An 18781-nucleotide genomic window follows, 5' to 3' on the forward strand; every position below is an offset into this window, starting at 1 on the left:
GATCAGCCTCCCGAGACGTCGAGCTCGGCGGCCGCGAGACCCAGCCGTTCGGCGTCGCCCAGGATGCGGGAGTCGAGCCAGCCGTCCGGCAGGTGGGGCTTCTTAGGCGAGCCCGCTCGGCCCCGAGGCCCTTCGACGTCCGGGCCCGGGTAGGGGGCATCCAGGTCGAGTTCGTCGAGCAGTTCGCGCAGCGCGGCGAGTGTGGGCACCTGCGCCATGCGGGCGCGTAACTGCCCGCCCACCGGGTACCCCTTGAAGTACCAGGACACGTGCTTGCGGATCTCGCGGCAGCCCTTGAGTTCGTCCCCGAACTCCTGGGTGAGCAGCTCGGCGTGGCGGTACACGGTCTCCGCGACCTTGCGCACACCCGGCCGGTAGCGGCGCGGGCTGCCCTCGAAGGCTGCCTGCAGGTCCCCGAACAGCCACGGCCGGCCCTGACAGCCCCGACCCACGACGACGCCGTCCACGCCCGTGTGCTCGACCATGCGCACCGCGTCCTCCGCGGAGAAGATGTCCCCGTTGCCCAGCACGGGGATGTCCGGGAGGGCCTCGCGCAGCCGCGCGATCGCATCCCAGTCGGCGTGGCCCGAATAGTGTTGTTCGAGGGTGCGCCCGTGCAGGGCCACCGCGGCGATCCCCTCATCGCGGGCCATGCGCCCGGCATCCAGGAAGGTCTGGTGTTCGCCGTCGATGCCGATGCGCATCTTGACGGTCACGGGGATCTCCCCGGCCTCGCGCACCGCCGTGCGGATGATCGCGCGGAACAGGTCGGTCTTCCACGGCAGGGCGGAACCACCCCCGCGCTTGGTGACCTTGGGCACGGGGCACCCGAAGTTGAGGTCGATGTGGTCCGCGCGATCCTCCTGCGCGACCATCCGCACGGCCTTGCCCACGTTCACGGCGTCCACACCGTAGATCTGGATGGATCTCGGGGTCTCGTGGGGGTCGTGGTCGATGATCCGCAGGGACTCGGGGCGGCGTTCCACGAGTGCCCGCGCCGTGACCATCTCGGTCACGTACAGTCCCCCGCCGTACTCCCGACACAGGGTGCGGAAGGACTTGTTCGTGACCCCGGCCATCGGCGCCAGGACCACGGGTACGTCCACGGTCAGCCGGCCCAGCTGTAGGGGTTTCAAGTTCAACACGGCCGGTTCACGGTCCGCGGTCTCAGTCGTCTCGGTGCTCATCGTGGGCCATTGTCTCATTCGTCCGCTGCCCGGCGTCGCGGTCGGTGCGCGCGGACGCGTCCACCTGCTCGAGTCGCATCGCGAGCTTGAACGCGCGCACCTGCTTGTCCCTGCGACCCAGGGTCTTGTACACCGCGCCCAGGTCCCGCAGACATTGCACCCACTCGCGGGTGTGGGCCTCCGGCTCGGGCAGCGCGGGGTAGAGGTTGCTTGCGGTGTGGAGGGCGTGGGCAACGTCGTTCCAGGCCATCATCCCCTCGGCGAGCGCCGCGAGCCCTTTCCAGCACATGATCTGCCCGGCCACGTCCCCGCGCGCTTCGCAGCCCGCGAGCACGGTCTCGTAGTGCTCGGCCGCGAGTTTGCGCCGCCCGGCCGCTTGCGCCGCGGTGGCCAGGTGGGACACCCAGCGCAGGTCCTCCCGCGTGACGAAGCCCGCACCGTCCCCGGCGGGTCGCGCCGGATCCACCCCCGCCGCCGCGGCCCCCTCCTGGAACTCGCGGTATGCGTCCCACGGGCGCCCGGCCAGCAGCAACACGTCCCCGAGGTTCTCGAGGCACTGCACCCGCGCTCCCAGGGATCGCGCCGACCGTGGCGCGCGCTTGTACTGCGTCGCGGCCAGACGGTAGTGGTGTTCCGCGTCCGCCCAGTCGCCGGCGTCCCGCGCGAGATTCCCCAACCACGACGCCGCCTGGCCCGCTTCCAGCCACGCCTCCCCGAGTCGCGCCGTGCGCAGGGCCGCCTCGTAGTGATCGCGTGCCGTGGCGGTGTCCCCGGACGACGACGCCGCCCGGCCCCGTTGCAGCCTGCGCGCCACCCTGGCCCGTGCGAACATGCGCCCTCCTCCTGTGCTCCTACCGCGTGATTCTTCCAGCCCCGATCGTTGCCCCGTGCAACCGATGCCGCAGGGGCGCGGGGTCAGAGGACCCTGCGGGCGGCGTCGGACGGGGTGAGCGTGAGGAACAGCGGATCGAGGAACCCGTTCTCCGCGAACCGGTGCTGCACCGCGCTCGCGAGTCGCTCCACGTGGGTCTCGGGAGCCAAGGCGATCACCGAGCCCCCGAAACCGCCGCCCACGACCTTGGCACCCAAGGCCCCGGCGGCCAGGCAGCCCTCGACCGCCGTATCCAGTTCCGGGACCGTGACCTGGCAGTCGTCCCGCATGGACTCGTGGCCCGCCACGAGCAGCTGACCCACGGCCGCCCAGTCCGGATCCGCCTCACGCAGGAGTCGGGCGATCTTCTCCGAGCGCACCATCTCGGTCACGGAATGACGCAGGCGCAACCGGGTCCCTCGGGGGTCCTCGGCCAACGGGGCGCCCGCCCCGAGCAGGTGGTCGAAGCGCTCGAGGACCGCCGCGGCGTCGTCGAACCCCGGATCCTCGGGCAGCGCGTCGCGCAAGCGGGAGACCCCGAGCACCGCGGCAGCGGCCTCGCACTCGGCGCGGCGGGAACTGTACTGACCGTCGGCCAGTTTGTGCGGGGCGGACGTGTCCACGGCGAGCCACGTGAGACCCGCGAGCGCGGGATCGGCGGGCAGACGGGCGACGTCGAAATCGCGGCAGTCCAGCGCGAGCAACTGCCCGGCGTGCGAGCGCAGGGACGCCGTCTGGTCCAGGCCGCCGGTGTTGGCGCCCACGATGTAGTTCTCCGCGTCCATGCAGGCTCGGGCCAGGGCGCGGCGCAGGGTGTCGTCCGGGTGGTCGTCGCCCGTGCGCAGCGAGAACAGGGCGAGCGCGACCGAGCACTCGAGCGCCGCGGAGGAGGCGAGCCCCGCGCCGATGGGCACGGTCGAGTCCACGAGCAGGTCCGCGCCGAAGTCCGCACCGAGCGCGAGTCCGGGCACGGCCTCGTGCTCGGAGTGCCCCGCGGCCACGCGGTTCATCCCCCACGCCACGCCCGCGGCGTAGCCGAACCAGCCATGGATGGCTCCGGGTTGGACGTCACTCACCCGGGCCGCGCGCAGTTCACGGTCCGCGACGGAGGCGTCCGTGTCCTGGAGGGACTGCGCGTGCAGCAGCCCGTCCGTGCGGGGTGCTGCGGCGGTCAACGTCACGTACTGGTGGGCGAAGGGCAGGCACATCCCGCCCGAGTAGTCGATGTACTCGCCCATGAGATTCGCGCGGCCGGGCGCGGCCCACACCCCTGCGGGCGGGCGGGCGTAGACCTCCTCGAACTTCGTGCTCAACCGCTGCGCCCGCTCACGCACGTCCGGTTGCGCGACCCAGCGCGGGCGCGCGAAGTCTTCCGGGGTGGTGGTTTCGCTGAGCTCACAGGACACGGACGGTTCCTCACATGGTGTGGACGGGGCGTCGTAGGACGACTGACGAACCATTGTCCCCTACCCGGCGCGGAAGTAGCGCTCCAGCTCCTCGAGGGACTTGTCCTTGGTCTCCGGGGCCACGCAGTACACCCACACGATCGCTACGAGCTGGAGCACCACGAAGATCATGATCGTGTACCCCACGCCCAGCGCGTCCGTGAGCACGGGGAACGTGAGCCCCACCAGGAACGTCATCATCCACAGGATCCATGCGCACGCACCCATGCCCACGCCGCGCACGTTGAGCGGGAAGATCTCGGACATGTACAACCACGTCACGGTGCCGATGCAGCACTGCATGAACCCCACGAACACCACGATGCACGCGAGGATCACCCACGCGCGCGCCGGACTGCCCTCGGGGATCGTCAGGTAGGACACCGCGAAGCCCGTCAACGACGTTGCCGTCCCCACCAACCCGGTCAGCAACAGTTTCCGGCGGCCCACGTGCTTGAGCAGGTACATGGCCAGGGCCACAGCCACGACCCCCATGATCCCGGGGATGATGTTGGCGTAGAACGCCCCGTTGCCGCCGAAGCCCACGTCCTGCAGCACCGTGACGCCGTAGTACTGGATCGCGTTGATCCCCGAGATCTGGTTGATCACGGCCATGGACGCGCCCAGCACGAAGATTCGCCTGATCCACGGGACGCGGACCAGATCCGTGATCCGGGCCGCGGGGCGGTGCTCGTCCTCGTGGGCGAGTTCCAGGACGGTCTCGCCCTCGCGCCGGTCGTAGGAGTCCTCGCGGATGCGGCGCAGCACCTGGAACATCTTCTCCACCGCTCCGTGGCGGGCCAGCCAGCGGGGGGACTCCGGCACCACGATCATCCCGATCCACAGCACGAGCGCGGGGACGGTCGCGAGCACGAGCATGACGCGCCACACGTGCGGGAGGTGCCCGAACGCCGTCGCCAACCCCGCGTTGAACACGAAGGCGAGCGCCTGGCCGCCCACGATCATCAGCTCGTTCTGAGCGACCACGCGACCGCGCAGGTGCGAGGGGGCGAGTTCGGCGAGGAACACGGGCACGATCACGGAACACGCGCCCACGGCCATCCCCAGCAGGCAGCGGAACATCACGAGCACCGCGACGGTGGGTGCGATCGAACACCCGATCGTGGCGACCACGAAGACCACAGCCAGTATCATCAGCACCCGGCGGCGGCCGTAGCGGTCGGCGAGCTTGCCGCCGAACGCCGCGCCCCACGCCCCGCCGAACGGCAGGATCGAGGCCACGAGACCCTCCAGGAACGGCGTCAACCGCAGATCCGCCACGATGGACGGCAGCGCTCCGTTGATCACCCCGGTGTCGTAACCGAACAGCAATCCGCCGAACGTGGCCACCGTGGCGATCAGCCGCAACCGGCCGTTCATCTCCTGGCGTCGCGGTGGCTCCGTGCGCGACGGACTCGCCTGGGTCTCGGGCATGGGACTCCTTTCCTCCGTGAACGTCTTACCACGAACGACGCATTGCGTGGCCCGCGGGGCTGCTCGGCGCCGACCCGCTCGACGTCCTGTCTTCAGGTCAGTCCTCGGTGCCCGCGATCCTGGCCGCGGGCTCCACTGCCGTGGCGTTCGCGAGCGTGGCCGCGTGGCTCGTGACGGCCGTGCTGTCCCGGGACGAGCAGCACGCGGAGGCCTCGTAGGCCGAGACCGGGCGGCGGCGGTTAGTTCGCACCGGGGCCCGAACGGATCCCGTGATCGTGGAGCTCGTCCCGCAACGCGCGCCACATCCTGTCATACGTGAACCGCTCGGTGACCACGGCCCTACCCGCCTCCGCGAGCGCCTCCCGCTCGGCCGGGTGGCGCAGTAAGCGGTCCACGGTGTGTCGCCAACCCTCGGGGTCACCGACCGCCACGGGTGCCGCGAACCCCGCGCTGAGGTATTCGCTCAGGGCTTCGGTCGCGGTGAAGGCCACGGCTGCCGCGGCCTCGCGTGCCACCGTTTGCCCTGTGGGGTACACGAGCTCCCGCGTGGGAACGGCCGTGATCGGACCTGGCGGCGAGGACGTCGACGGCCCGCTGCGTCCCGTCGTCGGTGAACAGTTCCGGTGCGCAGCCGAACGGGATAGCGGCCACCTGATCGGCCCGGAACCCTGCATCCACGAGGATGTCGATCTGGTTCCGGCTCAGCGTGAGGATCAGATCCACCGCCGAGAACCGGCGGACGAGCGCGCGTCTGCGATGGGGATCCGCTCGTCGGATCCATTCCATGAGCTAGCACGAGATCACCACCAAGGGTGTGCTCGCGTACGGCGGCACGTCCCGCCGCTTGAGCTGCGCGGCGAGTGCCGTGACGGGTTCGAGCAACCCCAGGACCAGTTCGGCGTTCCGCACCCCGGGCACGGCCCTGAGGGGCACGTCCACCATAGTGTGGGTCCGATGCTCCACGACGTCCCGCAGATTCCGGGGTAGCCTGCCGCGCAGGGGTCGGACACCGGTGACCGGGAAACCCGGACCCGGAAACAGGTCGATGCCGTACGGGCACGCCGTGTGGCCACCCGCGTGGAGAACCAGTGTCCTCACCGCACCCGTCCTCCCCCCGCACCGGCCTGGACCGGCGGCCTTACACTCGGTCGTCCACCAGCGTGACCGTTTCCGTGACCACGTGCGCGACCCCGGCCTCCAGCAGGTTGTTCACCACGGCCACGAGCGGGGTCATGGAGTCGTCCACCTCGAGCTCTACGGGGTAGTCCCGGACCAGCAGGGCCAGCAGCGTCTCCACGGCCGCACCCGCCTCACGCGCGGAACCGTCACCGGAAGAGGCGCCCGGCACGTAGCCCAGCAACACGTCCGCGGCTTCGAACCGGGTGGCCCGGTCCTCGGGATCCTGCGGATCGAACGGGCGGTAGCTCACGGCGAACGCGGTAATCGGTGCGGGACCGTCACTCCCCGGAGCGCCCGCGCGCAGCACCAGGGCTCCGAACGCTCCGGCGGTGTCCGAGAGCAACTGCCGGTTCACCGCGCCGATCCCGATCTCCGCGACCGGGTCCCAGTCGTGGACCGAGCGGTAGAACTCCCACACGGCGCGTGTTAGTTCCACGGAACCGGTCGCGAGATCTTCCACGGAGCGCACCCACGAGCCGTCCGCGGTCTGTCCGAGCGCGGGTTCGGGCAGGGCACCCGCGGCCACGCGCACCACGCGCGAGCGCATGGCCGGGGTCAGGCCCTCCGCCTTCGCGAAGCTCTCCCCCGCGGAGCCGGGGGTCACGCGGGAGCGCAGCGCCGTGACGCTCGACGGCGCGTCCGCGGCCACTTTCCGCAAGCGTGCCAGGAGCTCCCGGCCGATGCCTTCGTGCTGCCGGTCCGGAGCCACCTCCACGTACGCCCACAACCGGCGCGGGTGCCACGGGGACTCGTAGACCACCCCGGCCGCGACGGGCACGCCGGCGTCGACGGCCACGAGCGTGCGGGAGAACGCGGCGTCGTCGTCGGCACCCAGTCGCGCACGGAAGGCCTGCGCGGGTGCCGACGGCGCGTCCGGCCAGACCTCGAGCAGACGCAGGTCGTCGTCCTCGCGCCACGGACGGTACTCGATGCTCATGCGGTGCCTACTTCTCGAGGTGGTCGGCGAGGTACTGCTGGACGCGGTCCAGACCCACGCGCTCCTGGGTCATCTCGTCGCGTGAGCGCACGGTCACGGCCTGGTCCTCGAGGGTGTCGAAGTCCACGGTGATGCAGAACGGCGTGCCGATCTCGTCCTGGCGGCGGTAGCGGCGGCCGATGGCCCCGGCGTCGTCGTAGTCGATGTTCCAGCGCTTGCGCAGCTCGGCGTCCAGGTTCTGCGCGGCGGGGCGCAGGTCCTCCTTCTTGGACAACGGCAGCACGGCGGCCTTGACCGGAGCGAGGCGCGGGTCCAAGCGCAGCACGGTGCGCTTGTCCACGCCGCCCTTGGTGTTGGGGGCCTCATCCTCCACGTATGCGTCCACGAGGAACGCCATCATGGAACGGGTCAGCCCGAATGACGGCTCGATCACGTACGGGGTATAACGCTCTCCCGAGGCCTGGTCGAAGTACTGCATCTTGGTGCCTGAGTGTTCGGTGTGGTTGCTCAGGTCGAAGTCCGTGCGGTTGGCCACGCCCATCAGCTCGCCCCACTCGGAGCCCTGGAAACCGAAACGGTACTCGATGTCGATCGTGCCGTCCGAGTAGTGCGCGCGGTCGTCCTCGGGGACGTCGTAGCGGCGCATGTTGTCGGGGTTCACACCCAGGTCCACGAACCAGTTCCAGCACGCCTCGACCCACTCGTCGAAGTACTGCTTGGCCTCGTCCGGGTGGATGAAATACTCGATCTCCATCTGCTCGAACTCCCGCGTGCGGAAGATGAAGTTGCCCGGGGTGATCTCGTTGCGGAACGCCTTGCCGATCTGCCCGATCCCGAACGGGGGCTTCTTGCGCGCCGCGGTGACCACGTTGAGGAAGTTCACGAAGATGCCCTGAGCGGTCTCCGGGCGCAGGTAGTGCTTGCCCTCCTCGTTGTCCACGGGACCCAGGAAGGTCTTCATGAGCCCGGAGAACTGCTGGGGGTCGGTCCACTTGCCGTCCTGGCCCGTCTCGGGGTCCTTGACGTCCGCGAGCCCGTTGACCGGCGGGTGGCCGTGCTTGGCCTCGTACGCCTCGAGCAGGTGGTCCGCGCGGTAGCGCTTGTGGGTGTGCAGCGACTCCACGAGTGGGTCCGTGAAGGTCTCCACGTGGCCCGAGGCCTCCCACACCGCGGAGGGCAGGATGATCGAGGAGTCCAGGCCCACCATGTCCGCGCGGCCGCGCACGAAGGTCTGCCACCACTCGCGCTTGATGTTCTCCTTCAGTTCCGCGCCCAGGGGCCCGTAGTCCCACGCGGAGCGCGAACCGCCGTAGATCTCACCCGCCTGGAACACGAAGCCCCGGCGCTTGGCCAGGGAGATGACATTGTCCAGGGTGGATTTGGCAGCCATGCGGTCTCACGTCCGTTTCTCGCCCGACCGCTGGCTGCGGCCGTGCGTGGAGTACTGGGTGGGTCGTTCACGGCACCGACGACGACGCCGCGGGGCCGCCCACGCGGGACCGGCACCGAAGGGTGCGGGTGCGGTGGGGACGAGAACGCCCGACGGCGCGCGAAGGCGCTGTCACCAGGGTAACGAGGATGCCGAATCCCCGCCTAACCGTGCGGCCCTCGCTCATGAGGGACCGCGCCTGGTCGGTCACGACCCCGGGCGCGGTCCTGCGGGCACGGCTTCCGCTTCTGGTCGTCAGCTCCCGGCCACTCAGACGAACGCGGAAACCCCCGTGAGCGCCCGGGAGACGATGAGCGAGTTGATGTGGTAGCTGCCCTCGTACGTGTAGATGGCCTCGAGGTCCCCCAGGACCTTGGCGATCTCGTAGTCGCTCAGCAGGCCGTTGCCGCCCAGGGCGTCACGCGCCAGTGAGGCCGAGCGCCGGCCGAGCCGGGTCGCGGTGGACTTGGCGAGGGCCGCGTGCATCATGTCCATCTCGTCGCACGTTTGCAGGCGGGTGACTTGCACCATGAGCGCGGAGCTCGCCGCGAGGTTGCCCGCGATCTCCGCCATGGCCTGCTGGACCATCTGGAAGCTCGCGAGAGGCTTGCCGAACTGTTCCCGCCGCAGGGTGTACTCGCGCAGGACGTCCAGGATGGCCTGTTGGGCGCCCACCGCTTGCCACCCGACCCATGCGCGCGAGTCCTTGAGCAGCATGTTGGCGGCGTCGAAACTCACTGCCCCGGGGAGCGGGGCGTCCGCGGGGACACGCAGGTCCGTGAACGTCACGTCCGCGTTCTGCATGATGCGCAGACCCATCTTGTTGCCGATCTTGGTCGCGGCGTACCCGGGTGTCCCGGTGGGCACGGCGAAACACTTGACCTGACCGTCGGCCGTGTCCCTCGCCCACACGAGGGCCAGTTGGGCCACGGTTCCGGCGCCGATCCAACGTTTTCGACCGTTGATGGCCCACTCGTCACCCTCGCGGGTGGCGGTGGTGGCCAGGCCGCCGGCGATGTCCGAGCCGTGCTCGGGTTCAGTGAGGCAGAACGCCCCGATCGTGGAGAGGTCCGAGAGCCCGGGGAGCCACGTGTCCTGTTGCTGCTGCGACCCCAGTTCCACGAGGGTCCCCACTATCAACTCGTTGTGGATCCCGATCAGCGCGGACAGGGACACGTCCGCCCGGGCGAGCTGCGCATGCACGAGTCCCTGGAACAACCGGGACGAGCCGTCCCGGAACAGATTGCCCAGGCCGAGCTCGGCGAGCCGGGGCAGCATCTCCAGGGGCAGGTGCTCCCGGTTCCACGGGTCGATCGACTGACGGCGGACGTTGTCCTGCAGGTGCTTCTCGATCCCCGCCAAACGGGTGCGTTCGTCATCGCAGAGCAGCTGCTGGATCTTCAGCAGGTCCACTCCGGGGAGCTCGGACGCGGCACGGGGACGAGAGGAGGTGATGGCGGTGGTCATCCTGGCCCTCGGGTGCTCGGTAATCCAATGGTGATCTTTTCAACTATAGACCGTCCAAGTACATATCTGTGTCGCAGATCACATTAATTCGAGGAGGGCCGGTCATGACCGTCACGGACGAGTTTCGCGCCGCACGCTACCACCTGGTGTCGCTCCAGCAGGAGTGGGAACGGGCCCGGGAGGAGTTCGTGTGGCCGCGCGTCGATCACTTCAACTTCGGCCTGGACTGGTTCGACCAACTCGCCGCATCCCCCGAGCGCCGGGACCAGGACGCGCTGATCATCCTGGAGGAGGACGGCTCCCGCCTGACCCGCACGTTCGCGCGACTGAGCCAGGACTCCGCGCGGGTCGCCAACTGGTTGCGCGAGCTCGGTGTGCGCCGCGGGGACCGCGTGATCCTCATGCTCAACAACCAGGTGGGGCTGTGGGAGTGCATGCTCGCGTGCATCAAGCTGGGGGCGGTGGTGATCCCCTCGACCACCCAGATGGAACCCACCGACCTCACGGCCGGGTGGAACGCGCCGGCGCCTCGCGGGCGGTGGGCGGCGTGGAGGATGCCGCCAAGTTCGCCTCCGGGCCCGGGGACTACGCGGTCGTGTACGTCCCGGGGGTCCGGGCGGGTTCCGAACCGGTCGCCGCACCCGAGCTTCCCCACCGCACGTGCCTGGACTACCGGGACGCGTACGCGAGCTCGGACGAACTGGAACCGGACTCGCCCACGGGCGGGGACGCTACCCTGCTGCTGTACTTCACGTCCGGGACCACGTCCACGCCGAAACTCGTGGGGCACACCCACACGTCCTACCCCGTGGGCCACCTCTCCACGATGTACTGGATCGGTCTGGAACCCGGTGACATCGTCTCGGTGGACGAGAACGGGGTGTTCAGCTACATGGGCCGCTCCGACGACGTGTTCAAGTCCAACGACTACAAGATCTCCCCGTTCGAGCTCGAGTCCGTGCTCGTGGAACACCCCGCGGTGCTGGAAGCGGCCATCGTCCCCACCCCGGACGAGCTGCGCCTCGCGGTCCCCAAGGCCTGCGTCACGCCCGCGCCCGGCCGCATGGCCGACGTCGCGACCGCCACGGAGATCCTGGCCTACTGCCGCACCAAGGTGGCACCCTACAAGCGGATCCGTCGGATCGAGTTCCTCGAACTGCCTAAGACCATCTCGGGCAAGAGCCGTCGCGTGGAACTGCGCTCGGTGAAGACGCGTCGCTCCGAATCCGGCCGAGCGCCGGAGGGGCACGGGACGGAGTACCGCGAGGAGGATCTGTCCCTGGACCAGTAATGGCCGCCCGGTGACGGCCCTCCCGTGACGGTCGCCCGGTACCGGCCGCCCGGTGACGGACGTTCGATGACAGGCCCTTGGTACCCTGACCGGGCCGCGGGAGGGCACCGACGGCATCCGATGAGGAAGGCGGGTTCCCTGTGTCGATCACCCCCGGGCTCTCCAGGGACCCCATTGCCGAGGCCCAACGCAACTGGATGCGGCACGGGTGGGAGGACACCGCCGCGCCCATGGCGGCGGTCACGGCCATCATGCGCGTGCAACAGATCCTGCTGTCCCGGGCCGAGGCCGTCCTCAAACCGTTCGGGCTCACATTCGCGCGCTACGAGCTGATCGCGCTGCTGAGTTTCTCGCGCGAGCACCAGATGTTCATGAAGAAGGCCAGTGCCCTGTTGCAGGTCCACCCGACCTCCGTGACCAACGCGGTGGACCGCCTCGAGGACGCGGGCCTGGTGCGCCGCGAACCGCTGCCCAGTGACCGGCGGGCCATCACCATCGTGCTCACGGATCGGGGGACGGCCGTAGCCGCCGAAGCCACCGAGGCGCTCAACCGTGACCTGTTCCGCGAGACGGGGTTCGCGCCGGACGAGGTGGACTCGCTCATCACGATCCTGCGGCGCTTCCGCGCACACGCCGGGGACTTCGCGATCGAGGGCTGACGCCCCTGCGACGCCAGGCCCCGCCATTCAAGCCCCGCCGCGCACGCTCCCCGCTCAATCCTTGCTGGTCAGGCCATGCCACTCAGGCCCCGCGCTCGCTCTCGGCGCGGATGGTCTCGATGATCCCCGAGAAGTCCCGGTGGGCGCCGTCGCCGGCCGCGAACTCGCGGTACAGCTGCGCGGCGAGCGGGCCCATGTGGGCCGCGACCCCGGTATCGGTCAGTGCGGAGACGGCCAGGTTCAGGTCCTTGGCCATCAGGGCTCCGGCGAAGCCCGGCCGGAAATCGCGGTTGGCGGGACTCGCGGGAACGGGCCCGGGCACCGGGCAGTTCGTGGTCAGGGACCAGCACTGTCCCGAGGCCTGCGAGACGACGTCGTACATCGCGTCGTGCGTGAGCCCCAGTTTCTCGGCCAGCACGAACGCCTCGCTCACCGCGATCATGGACACGCCCAGGATCATGTTGTTGCAGATCTTCGCGGCCTGCCCCATGCCGTTGCCCCCGCAGTGCACGATCCGCCCGCCCATGATCTCGGGCAGCGGGAGCACCTCCCGGTATACGTCCTTCGGGGCACCCACCATGAACGCGAGCGTTCCCGCCTCCGCCCCGACGACGCCGCCCGAGACCGGTGCGTCCGCCGCCCGGTGGCCCGCCGCCACGGCGAGTTCGGCGACGTCCTGCGCGTCGGAGATGTCGATCGTGGAGCAGTCGAGGAACGTGGTCCCGGCGGGTGCCGCCGCGAGCAGACCGGGCGCGGCGTCGTCGCCCATGTAGGCCTGCCGGACGTGCCGACCCGAGGGGAACATGGTGATGACGACCTGTGCCTCACGGACCGCGGCCGCGGGCGAGTCCACCACCGTGACCCCGGCCGCGCGGGCGGCGTCCATCGCGGCGGGGACCACGTCGAACCCCAGGACCGGGACGCCCGCGGCCACCAAGTTGGCGGCCATGGGCCCGCCCATGTGGCCCAGGCCCAGGAAGGCCACCCGGAGATCTGTTGTGCCGGAGGTGTTCATGGTGCTCCCTGACGGTACGGAACCCGGGGGTTCGGGACGTTCGGTTCGGGCGTTCGGCTCGGGTCGCGAAGTGCGGGTCGTGAGGCGCGGGACCTATGGGGCGGGGACCAGGGCCGGGCCCCGTGGAAGGGAACCCGCGGGCGCCCGCGGGCCCGCTCAGCTGCCGGCGGGCATCACGAAGCTCGAGCCCTCCTTGGCCCCGGAGGGCCAGCGCGTGGTCACGGTCTTGGTCTTCGTGTAGAACTTCAACCCGTCCGTGCCGTGCTGGTTGAGGTCGCCGAAACCGGAGGCCTTCCACCCGCCGAAGGTGTAGTACGCGATGGGCACGGGGATCGGGACGTTCACGCCCACCATCCCCACGTCCACCCGGGACGTGAAGTCGCGCGCGGTGTCCCCGTCGCGCGTGAAGATGGCCACGCCGTTGCCGTACTCGTGCTCGGAGGGCAGGCGCAGGGCCTCCTCGTAGTCCTCGGCACGCACAACACACAGCACGGGGCCGAAGATCTCGTCCTTGTAGATCTGCATGTCCGGTGTGACGTGGTCGAACAGGGTGGCCCCGACCCAGAAGCCGTCGGGGTGACCCGCGACCTCCGCGCCGCGCCCGTCTACGAGCAGCGTGGCGCCCTCCTGCTCACCGATGCCGATGTAGCGCTCGATGCGTTCCTTGGCGTCCGGGCCCACGACCGGGCCGAAGTCCGAAGCCGGGTCGAGGGACGGGCCCAGGGTGAGTTGGTCAATGCGCTCGCGCAGCAGGTCGACCAACAGGTCTGCGGTGGCCTCCCCCACGGGCACCGCCACGGACACCGCCATACAGCGCTCCCCCGCGGAGCCGTAGGCGGCGCCCATGAGGGCGTCCGCGGCCTGCTCGAGGTCCGCGTCCGGCATGATGACCATGTGGTTCTTGGCGCCCCCAAAGCACTGGGCGCGCTTGTTGTGCTGCGCGGCGGCCACGTAGATGGACTGGGCGATCGGACTCGAACCCACGAATCCCACGGCCTTGACGCGCGGGTCCTCGATCAGCGCGTCCACGGCGGTCTTGTCCCCGTGGACCACGTTCAGCACGCCCTCGGGCATCCCGGCCTCGACGGCGAGTTCCGCGAGCCGCACGGGCACGGACGGGTCGCGTTCCGAGGGCTTGAGCACGAACGTGTTGCCCGCTGCGAGCGCGATGCCGGTCTTCCACAGCGGGATCATGGCCGGGAAGTTGAACGGGGTGATCCCCGCGACCACGCCGAGGGGCTGGCGGACCGAGTGGACGTCGATCCCCGTGCCGGCGTTCGCGGAGAACTCCCCCTTGAGCAGGTGGGGTGCCCCGGCGGCGAATTCCACGACCTCGACGCCGCGCTGAATGTCCCCGCGCGCGTCCTCCAGCGTCTTGCCGTGTTCGTTGGACAGCAGCTCGGCCAACTCGTCCGCGTTCTCGTTAATCCGGTCCACCCATTTGAGCAAGAGCCGCCCCCGGCGTTGGGGGTTGAGCGCGGACCATACGGGGAACGCCTCCTGGGCCGAGGTGACGGCGCGCTCGACCTCGTCCGCGGTGGCCAGGGGCACCTGCGCCGCGACCGTGCCCCGCACGGGGTTGTAGACGTCCCCGAATCGCCCGGACTCCCCCGGGACGCGTGTGCCTGCGATGAAATGTGGGATCTGGGTCATGGTCGTCTCTTTGCGGCGCTCCATTGTGACGTGCGTCTCACGAAAAATCTAACGACAAACCATTACACGTGCAATCAATCGTGGGGCGACGGATTCCCGACCACACCACGCAGAATCGCGCCTCAGGAACTGCGGTGTGAACCCCACGGGAGTGTGACAACCACGAGGCCCACGAGGGTGGCCAGCGTGCCCGCGACCGTGACGGGGGTGACCACGGTGGCCGCGGTGGGCACGGCGACGTCGAGCACGAGCGCCCCCAGCAGCATGCCCGTCACGAGCCCCAGGCTGGTCTGCAACACACCCACGTGCCGGGCCAGCACCGCCCCGGCGGCCACGAACACGATGCCCAGGATCCCGCCCGTATAGAGCCACCACTCGTGGGGCCACTGCACGGGGCCGGGGCGCGTGAGCCAGCGGGCCACACCGGCCACGACCACGAGTGCCACGGTCCCGGCCGCGAAGTTCGTGAGCGTGGATGTGAGGGGCGTCCCGGTGGCCGCGGCAATGTGAGCGTTCCACGCCGTCTGCACCGTGTTGAGCACACCCGCCAGAACCGGCAACGCCACCGCGCCCACGAGCGCCGGGGTGGACATGTGCAGGGGACCCGCCGAGAACCGCGGCACCATGGCCACGGCCACGGCGGCCAGGATCAGGACGGTGCCGAGCACCCTGTAGCGGCTCAGCGGTTGCATCCCGCCGGGGCCGATCCCCCACCGGTCCACGAGCATCCCGCCCAGGGACTGGCCCACCACGAGACCCAGGATGAACACGGACACGCCCAGCAGCGCCGTCGTGAGCGTCTGCGCGATCACGAGGTACGCGCCGAAGACCCCGGCCAGGAAGTACCACCAGCGGATCCGCCGCGTACGCAGCACGCCCGGCAACCGCGCCGCGCCGCGCCGGCCCGCAGGCAGTAGGACGGAGCCCACGAGCAACACTGCGCACCCGATCCCGAAGCTCACGAGCGCGGCGAGGTACGGGTCCCCCATGGCGCGGCCCAGCGCGCCGTTGAACCGCGACTGGACGGCCAGGCACGAGCCCGCCAGGATACTCAGCACGACCCCCGTGAGAAGGACGAGCGGGCTCCGGGCTTGCGCGTGTGGAGTGGGGGCGGGACGGCGGACGGGGGTGGGAGAAGTCACCGATGTAGGCTACTCCCGAGCCTGCGAGGATGGACCCATGCATCACGACGACTACGAAGAACTCCCGATCCGTGACGAGATGATCCGATTGGGCCAAGCGCTCAAGCTCGCGAACCTCGCGGAGGACGGCCAACACGCCAAGCACTTGGTGTCCGAGGGGCAGGTCACGGTCAACGGCGCGGTGGAACTGCGCCGCGGCGCGCAACTGCACGCCGGAGACGTGATCGCGGTGGTCGGGGCGGAGCTGCCGCCCGTGCGCATCGTGACGGGCTGACGCCCTACGAGGTCGCGTCCACGGCGGCCTGGAGATACTCCTTAATGTGCGCGAGTTCCTCCGGGCAGACCCCGTGACCGATGCCCCGGTACTGGATCTTGGTCAGCTCGGTGTGATCGTTGGCCCACTCGGCGGTGCCGTCTACGAGCACCGAGGTGATCACGGGGTCCTCCGGGTCCCGGCCCCAGAACATGCGCAGCGGCTCGGCGCGCAGCCGGTCGTCCCGGAAGAAATCAGCTTGGGCGTCGTCTGGCGCCACGCGGATCACGAACCCGGACATCCCCACGACGGCGTCCACGAGCTCGGGGACGTGACGCGCCACGGTCGTGGCCATGGCCATGCCCTGGGAGAACCCCAGTAGGAAGACGTGCGTGTGCTGCTGGGACTCTTCGCGCAACCACTCGATCACGGCCTCGGCCGCGGCGACCACGGCGTCCGTGGTGAACGCGAGATCTGCGGCCAGCGGGAACCACTGGAACCCCATGCCCGCACGCTGCGGTGCGCGCACGGACGCGTACGTGTAGCCCTGCGGTAGCGCGAAGCTCAGGGCCATGAGGTCTTCCTCGTACGAACCGTAGCCGTGGAACATGACCACCAAGGGTGTTCCGGCGCGGTCCTGCGGTTCGTTGTTCCAGATCACGTGGGGAGCTTGCTGCATGGTTCCATCCTGACATGCCCACCCGGCACTGCCCGCGGGCCTGAGTCGTTCAGGCGGGTGTGTTAGAAACCGGGTATGGATAAGAGCACTCACTCCCGAGCCCCCTCCGACCCGAAGCACCCTTGGCACCGCATGGTCTCGATCGGCGATTCTTTCACGGAGGGCGTCGGCGATCCCGACGACGCCGTACCCGGCGGTGTGCGCGGTTGGGCCGATCGCGTGGCCGAGGAGCTCGCGCGCCACACCGACGACTTCGCGTACGCCAACCTCGCGATTCGCGGTCGGCTCTTCCAGGGCATCGTGGACGAACAGCTGGAACCGGCCATCGAACTGCGCCCGGACCTCGTGACCATCAGCGCGGGCGGCAACGACATGCTGCGACCCGGTGCGGATCCGGACGACATCGCGGTGCGGCTCGACGCCGTGATCGAGAAACTCGCCGCCACGGGTGCCACGGTCACGATGTTCGACGGCCCGGACATCGGCAACACCCCCGTGCTGCGCAGCATCCGCGGGCGCGTGGCGATCTTCAACGAGAACCTGCGCGTGGTGGCCGCCCGGCACGACGCCGTGATGGTGAACCTCTGGGGACTGCAGCAACTGGGGGAACCTGCCATGTGGGCACCGGACCGGTTGCACTTCTCGCCCCTGGGCCACCAGCTCATCGCGTGCGAGGTCCTGGACTCCCTGGGGGTCGAGCACGACCTGGTCCCCGGCGAGCTCGGGGACCGTCCCGTGCGCACGTGGCGCGAGGCGCGTCGCGAGGACCTCGTGTGGGCCGGGAAGTACCTGGTCCCGTGGGTCGGCCGCCGGATCCGGCGTCGCAGCTCCGGGGACAACATCACCGCCAAGCGCCCTTCGTTCGGGCGCACCACGATCCCCGGTGCGGGCGAGGGCATTCCCGGCGAGGACCGGGAGGGCTGAGCCGGCCCGGGCCCACTGGGTCTCCCCGGCCAGGCCGGCCCGTCAGGGCTCCCTGCTCAGTCCCGCAGCACGGTCTCCCGCAGCAACATGCCCACCTGCGGGGTCTCGATGAGGAACCCGTCGTGCCCGCTCGGGGACGTGATCGTGTGCAGCTCCTGCTCCCCCGGCAGCGCAGCCACGAGTTCGGCGGATTCCGAGGGGAAGAACAACCGATCGGAGTCCACCGCGGCCACGAGCCACTCGCACCGGGTGCGGGCGAGGACGTCCCGTAGCTCGCCGCGGCCCCGAGCGACGTCGTGCGACATCAAGGTCTCGTTGACACTCAGGTACGAGTTCGCGTCGAAGCGGCCCGCGAGTTTGGACGCCTGGTGGTCCAGGTAGCTCTCCACCTGGTACCGACCGCGGTCCGCGACGTGGGTGGCCTCGGGGTCCTCACGGGGTTGGGGGTCGCGGCCGAAGCGCGTCTCCAGCTCGTGCGCGCTGCGATAGGTGATGTGCGCGATCCGCCGCGCGAGCCCCAGACCCGCCTCCGGGTACTCGCCCGCGTAGTAGTCGCCGCCCCGGAAGTTCGGGTCCTGGCGGATCGCGAGCGACTGTGCCTGTCCCCACGCGAGCTGCTCGGCACCCACGCGCGCGTTGGCCGCGATCACGGCGCACGCGGCCACCCGATCCGGGTGGGACACGGCCCACTCGAGGGCGCGCGCCCCGCCCATGGACCCGCCGATCACGAGCCGCCACCGGGAGACTCCGAGCGCCCGAGCGAGCAGGGCCTCCGCGGTCACCGAGTCCCGCACGGTCACGCGCGGGAAACGCGAGCCCCACGGGACGCCGTCCGGTGCGGGACTCGCGGGTCCCGTGCTGCCGTAGCACCCACCCAGGATGTTGGCGCACACCACGAAGTAGCGGTCCGTGTCGATCGCGGCACCCGGGCCCACGAGTCCGTCCCACCAACCGTCCGCCGCGGCGGCCGCGCCCTCGGGAGCGCTCGCGGCGTCCTCATGCCCCGCACCACCGCGCGCCACGTGCGTGTCACCCGTGAGCGCGTGCTCGATCAGCACCGCGTTGGAACCGTCCGCCGCGAGCTCGCCCCACGTCTCGTACGCGAGGTGCACGTCCGGCAGCCGGAACCGGGACTCGAGCACGAGCTCGCCGAGTTCGGCCCGCCGTACGACGCCGTCGCGCCGCGTGCGCGGCCCGTTGCCCACGACCGTCATGG

At 70.1% G+C, this 18781-nt stretch carries 18 protein-coding genes and 1 pseudogene; 5 read left to right on the forward strand and 14 right to left on the reverse strand.

Annotated features, from left to right (window positions below; translation table 11 throughout):
• Nucleotides 1–2: 2 nt before the first annotated feature.
• The 9 genes from dusB to IE157_RS08360 all read right to left on the reverse strand — a co-directional run bounded on the left by dusB (nucleotide 3) and on the right by IE157_RS08360 (nucleotide 9949).
• Nucleotides 3–1187, reverse strand: coding sequence for a tRNA dihydrouridine synthase DusB (gene dusB / locus IE157_RS08320; RefSeq protein ID WP_193519704.1), 1185 nt, complete (start codon nucleotides 1185–1187; stop codon nucleotides 3–5).
• Nucleotides 1168–2019 (reverse strand): tetratricopeptide repeat protein, encoded by an 852-nt coding sequence (locus tag IE157_RS08325; protein WP_241247075.1) that lies wholly within the window; start codon nucleotides 2017–2019, stop codon nucleotides 1168–1170. Before IE157_RS08325 ends, dusB begins: the two co-directional genes overlap by 20 nt.
• Nucleotides 2020–2102: 83 nt before the next feature.
• Entirely contained in the window at nucleotides 2103–3464 is a 1362-nt protein-coding gene (locus IE157_RS08330) for a galactokinase (protein WP_193519705.1), read from the reverse strand.
• A 60-nt stretch (nucleotides 3465–3524) separates the two neighbouring features.
• Nucleotides 3525–4937, reverse strand: a complete 1413-nt coding sequence (locus IE157_RS08335) for a sugar porter family MFS transporter (RefSeq protein WP_098053318.1) — start codon at nucleotides 4935–4937, stop codon at nucleotides 3525–3527.
• A gap of 239 nt (nucleotides 4938–5176) precedes the next feature.
• Nucleotides 5177–5452: a glycosyltransferase gene (locus IE157_RS12885; RefSeq protein ID WP_318281398.1), complete on the reverse strand. Its 276-nt coding sequence runs from the start codon at nucleotides 5450–5452 to the stop codon at nucleotides 5177–5179.
• A gap of 274 nt (nucleotides 5453–5726) precedes the next feature.
• Nucleotides 5727–5870, reverse strand: a complete 144-nt coding sequence (locus tag IE157_RS08345; protein ID WP_193519707.1) for a hypothetical protein — start codon at nucleotides 5868–5870, stop codon at nucleotides 5727–5729.
• A 205-nt stretch (nucleotides 5871–6075) separates the two neighbouring features.
• Nucleotides 6076–7053, reverse strand: a complete 978-nt coding sequence (locus tag IE157_RS08350) for a GNAT family N-acetyltransferase (protein ID WP_193519708.1) — start codon at nucleotides 7051–7053, stop codon at nucleotides 6076–6078.
• Between the two features lie 7 nt (nucleotides 7054–7060).
• Entirely contained in the window at nucleotides 7061–8443 is a 1383-nt protein-coding gene (locus IE157_RS08355; protein WP_035963567.1) for a glycine--tRNA ligase, read from the reverse strand.
• Nucleotides 8444–8752: 309 nt separating this feature from the next.
• Nucleotides 8753–9949, reverse strand: coding sequence for an acyl-CoA dehydrogenase family protein (locus IE157_RS08360; protein ID WP_193519709.1), 1197 nt, complete (start codon nucleotides 9947–9949; stop codon nucleotides 8753–8755).
• A 104-nt stretch (nucleotides 9950–10053) separates the two neighbouring features.
• On the opposite strand from IE157_RS08360, the pseudogene IE157_RS13175 reads away from it, so the two are divergent.
• The 3 genes and pseudogenes from IE157_RS13175 to IE157_RS08370 form a co-directional block, all read left to right on the forward strand.
• Nucleotides 10054–10392, forward strand: a pseudogene (locus IE157_RS13175) (AMP-binding protein); the annotation flags it as partial.
• A gap of 68 nt (nucleotides 10393–10460) precedes the next feature.
• On the forward strand, nucleotides 10461–11240 hold the full coding sequence (locus IE157_RS08365) for an AMP-binding enzyme (protein ID WP_449768866.1): 780 nt from the start codon (nucleotides 10461–10463) through the stop codon (nucleotides 11238–11240).
• A gap of 197 nt (nucleotides 11241–11437) precedes the next feature.
• Nucleotides 11438–11899: a MarR family winged helix-turn-helix transcriptional regulator gene (locus IE157_RS08370; protein ID WP_193519822.1), complete on the forward strand. Its 462-nt coding sequence runs from the start codon at nucleotides 11438–11440 to the stop codon at nucleotides 11897–11899.
• An 82-nt stretch (nucleotides 11900–11981) separates the two neighbouring features.
• Here the strand turns inward: IE157_RS08370 and mmsB are convergent, their stop codons facing one another.
• The 3 genes from mmsB to IE157_RS08385 all read right to left on the reverse strand — a co-directional run bounded on the left by mmsB (nucleotide 11982) and on the right by IE157_RS08385 (nucleotide 15625).
• Entirely contained in the window at nucleotides 11982–12914 is a 933-nt protein-coding gene (gene mmsB / locus IE157_RS08375; RefSeq protein WP_193519710.1) for a 3-hydroxyisobutyrate dehydrogenase, read from the reverse strand.
• A 156-nt stretch (nucleotides 12915–13070) separates the two neighbouring features.
• Nucleotides 13071–14567 carry a CoA-acylating methylmalonate-semialdehyde dehydrogenase gene (locus tag IE157_RS08380; protein WP_193519711.1) on the reverse strand — a complete coding sequence of 499 codons (1497 nt, stop codon included), beginning with the start codon at nucleotides 14565–14567 and terminating at the stop codon, nucleotides 13071–13073.
• 122 nt (nucleotides 14568–14689) lie between these two features.
• Nucleotides 14690–15625 (reverse strand): DMT family transporter, encoded by a 936-nt coding sequence (locus IE157_RS08385; protein ID WP_193519712.1) that lies wholly within the window; start codon nucleotides 15623–15625, stop codon nucleotides 14690–14692.
• A 121-nt stretch (nucleotides 15626–15746) separates the two neighbouring features.
• On the opposite strand from IE157_RS08385, the gene IE157_RS08390 reads away from it, so the two are divergent.
• A complete protein-coding gene (locus IE157_RS08390) occupies nucleotides 15747–15983 on the forward strand; it encodes an RNA-binding S4 domain-containing protein (protein WP_064846925.1) in 237 nt (78 codons plus the stop codon).
• A 4-nt stretch (nucleotides 15984–15987) separates the two neighbouring features.
• On the opposite strand, the gene IE157_RS08395 is transcribed toward IE157_RS08390, so the two are convergent.
• Nucleotides 15988–16641 carry an alpha/beta hydrolase gene (locus IE157_RS08395; RefSeq protein WP_193519713.1) on the reverse strand — a complete coding sequence of 218 codons (654 nt, stop codon included), beginning with the start codon at nucleotides 16639–16641 and terminating at the stop codon, nucleotides 15988–15990.
• 75 nt (nucleotides 16642–16716) lie between these two features.
• Between IE157_RS08395 and IE157_RS08400 the strand changes: the two genes are divergently transcribed.
• On the forward strand, nucleotides 16717–17565 hold the full coding sequence (locus IE157_RS08400; protein ID WP_064846923.1) for an SGNH/GDSL hydrolase family protein: 849 nt from the start codon (nucleotides 16717–16719) through the stop codon (nucleotides 17563–17565).
• Nucleotides 17566–17621: 56 nt separating this feature from the next.
• Here IE157_RS08400 and metX read toward each other — a convergent pair whose 3' ends face one another.
• Nucleotides 17622–18779, reverse strand: a complete 1158-nt coding sequence (gene metX / locus IE157_RS08405; RefSeq protein ID WP_064846922.1) for a homoserine O-acetyltransferase MetX — start codon at nucleotides 18777–18779, stop codon at nucleotides 17622–17624.
• Nucleotides 18780–18781: the final 2 nt, after the last annotated feature.

The organism is Kocuria marina, from assembly GCA_014652975.1.
Taxonomy (GTDB): Bacteria; Actinomycetota; Actinomycetes; order Actinomycetales; family Micrococcaceae; genus Kocuria; species Kocuria marina.

Bases quoted from the DNA above. Each gene is read 5' to 3' on its own strand.
- IE157_RS08380 (WP_193519711.1), bottom strand. From the start codon at position 14,567: ATGACCCAGATCCCACATTTCATCGCAGGCACACGCGTCCCGGGGGAG.
- IE157_RS08390 (WP_064846925.1), top strand. From the start codon at position 15,747: ATGCATCACGACGACTACGAAGAACTCCCGATCCGTGACGAGATGATC.
- mmsB (WP_193519710.1), bottom strand. From the start codon at position 12,914: ATGAACACCTCCGGCACAACAGATCTCCGGGTGGCCTTCCTGGGCCTG.
- IE157_RS08370 (WP_193519822.1), top strand. From the start codon at position 11,438: ATGCGGCACGGGTGGGAGGACACCGCCGCGCCCATGGCGGCGGTCACG.
- dusB (WP_193519704.1), bottom strand. From the start codon at position 1,187: ATGAGCACCGAGACGACTGAGACCGCGGACCGTGAACCGGCCGTGTTG.
- IE157_RS08325 (WP_241247075.1), bottom strand. From the start codon at position 2,019: ATGTTCGCACGGGCCAGGGTGGCGCGCAGGCTGCAACGGGGCCGGGCG.
- IE157_RS08350 (WP_193519708.1), bottom strand. From the start codon at position 7,053: ATGAGCATCGAGTACCGTCCGTGGCGCGAGGACGACGACCTGCGTCTG.
- metX (WP_064846922.1), bottom strand. From the start codon at position 18,779: ATGACGGTCGTGGGCAACGGGCCGCGCACGCGGCGCGACGGCGTCGTA.
- IE157_RS08395 (WP_193519713.1), bottom strand. From the start codon at position 16,641: ATGCAGCAAGCTCCCCACGTGATCTGGAACAACGAACCGCAGGACCGC.
- IE157_RS08400 (WP_064846923.1), top strand. From the start codon at position 16,717: ATGGATAAGAGCACTCACTCCCGAGCCCCCTCCGACCCGAAGCACCCT.
- IE157_RS08360 (WP_193519709.1), bottom strand. From the start codon at position 9,949: ATGACCACCGCCATCACCTCCTCTCGTCCCCGTGCCGCGTCCGAGCTC.
- IE157_RS08335 (WP_098053318.1), bottom strand. From the start codon at position 4,937: ATGCCCGAGACCCAGGCGAGTCCGTCGCGCACGGAGCCACCGCGACGC.
- IE157_RS08355 (WP_035963567.1), bottom strand. From the start codon at position 8,443: ATGGCTGCCAAATCCACCCTGGACAATGTCATCTCCCTGGCCAAGCGC.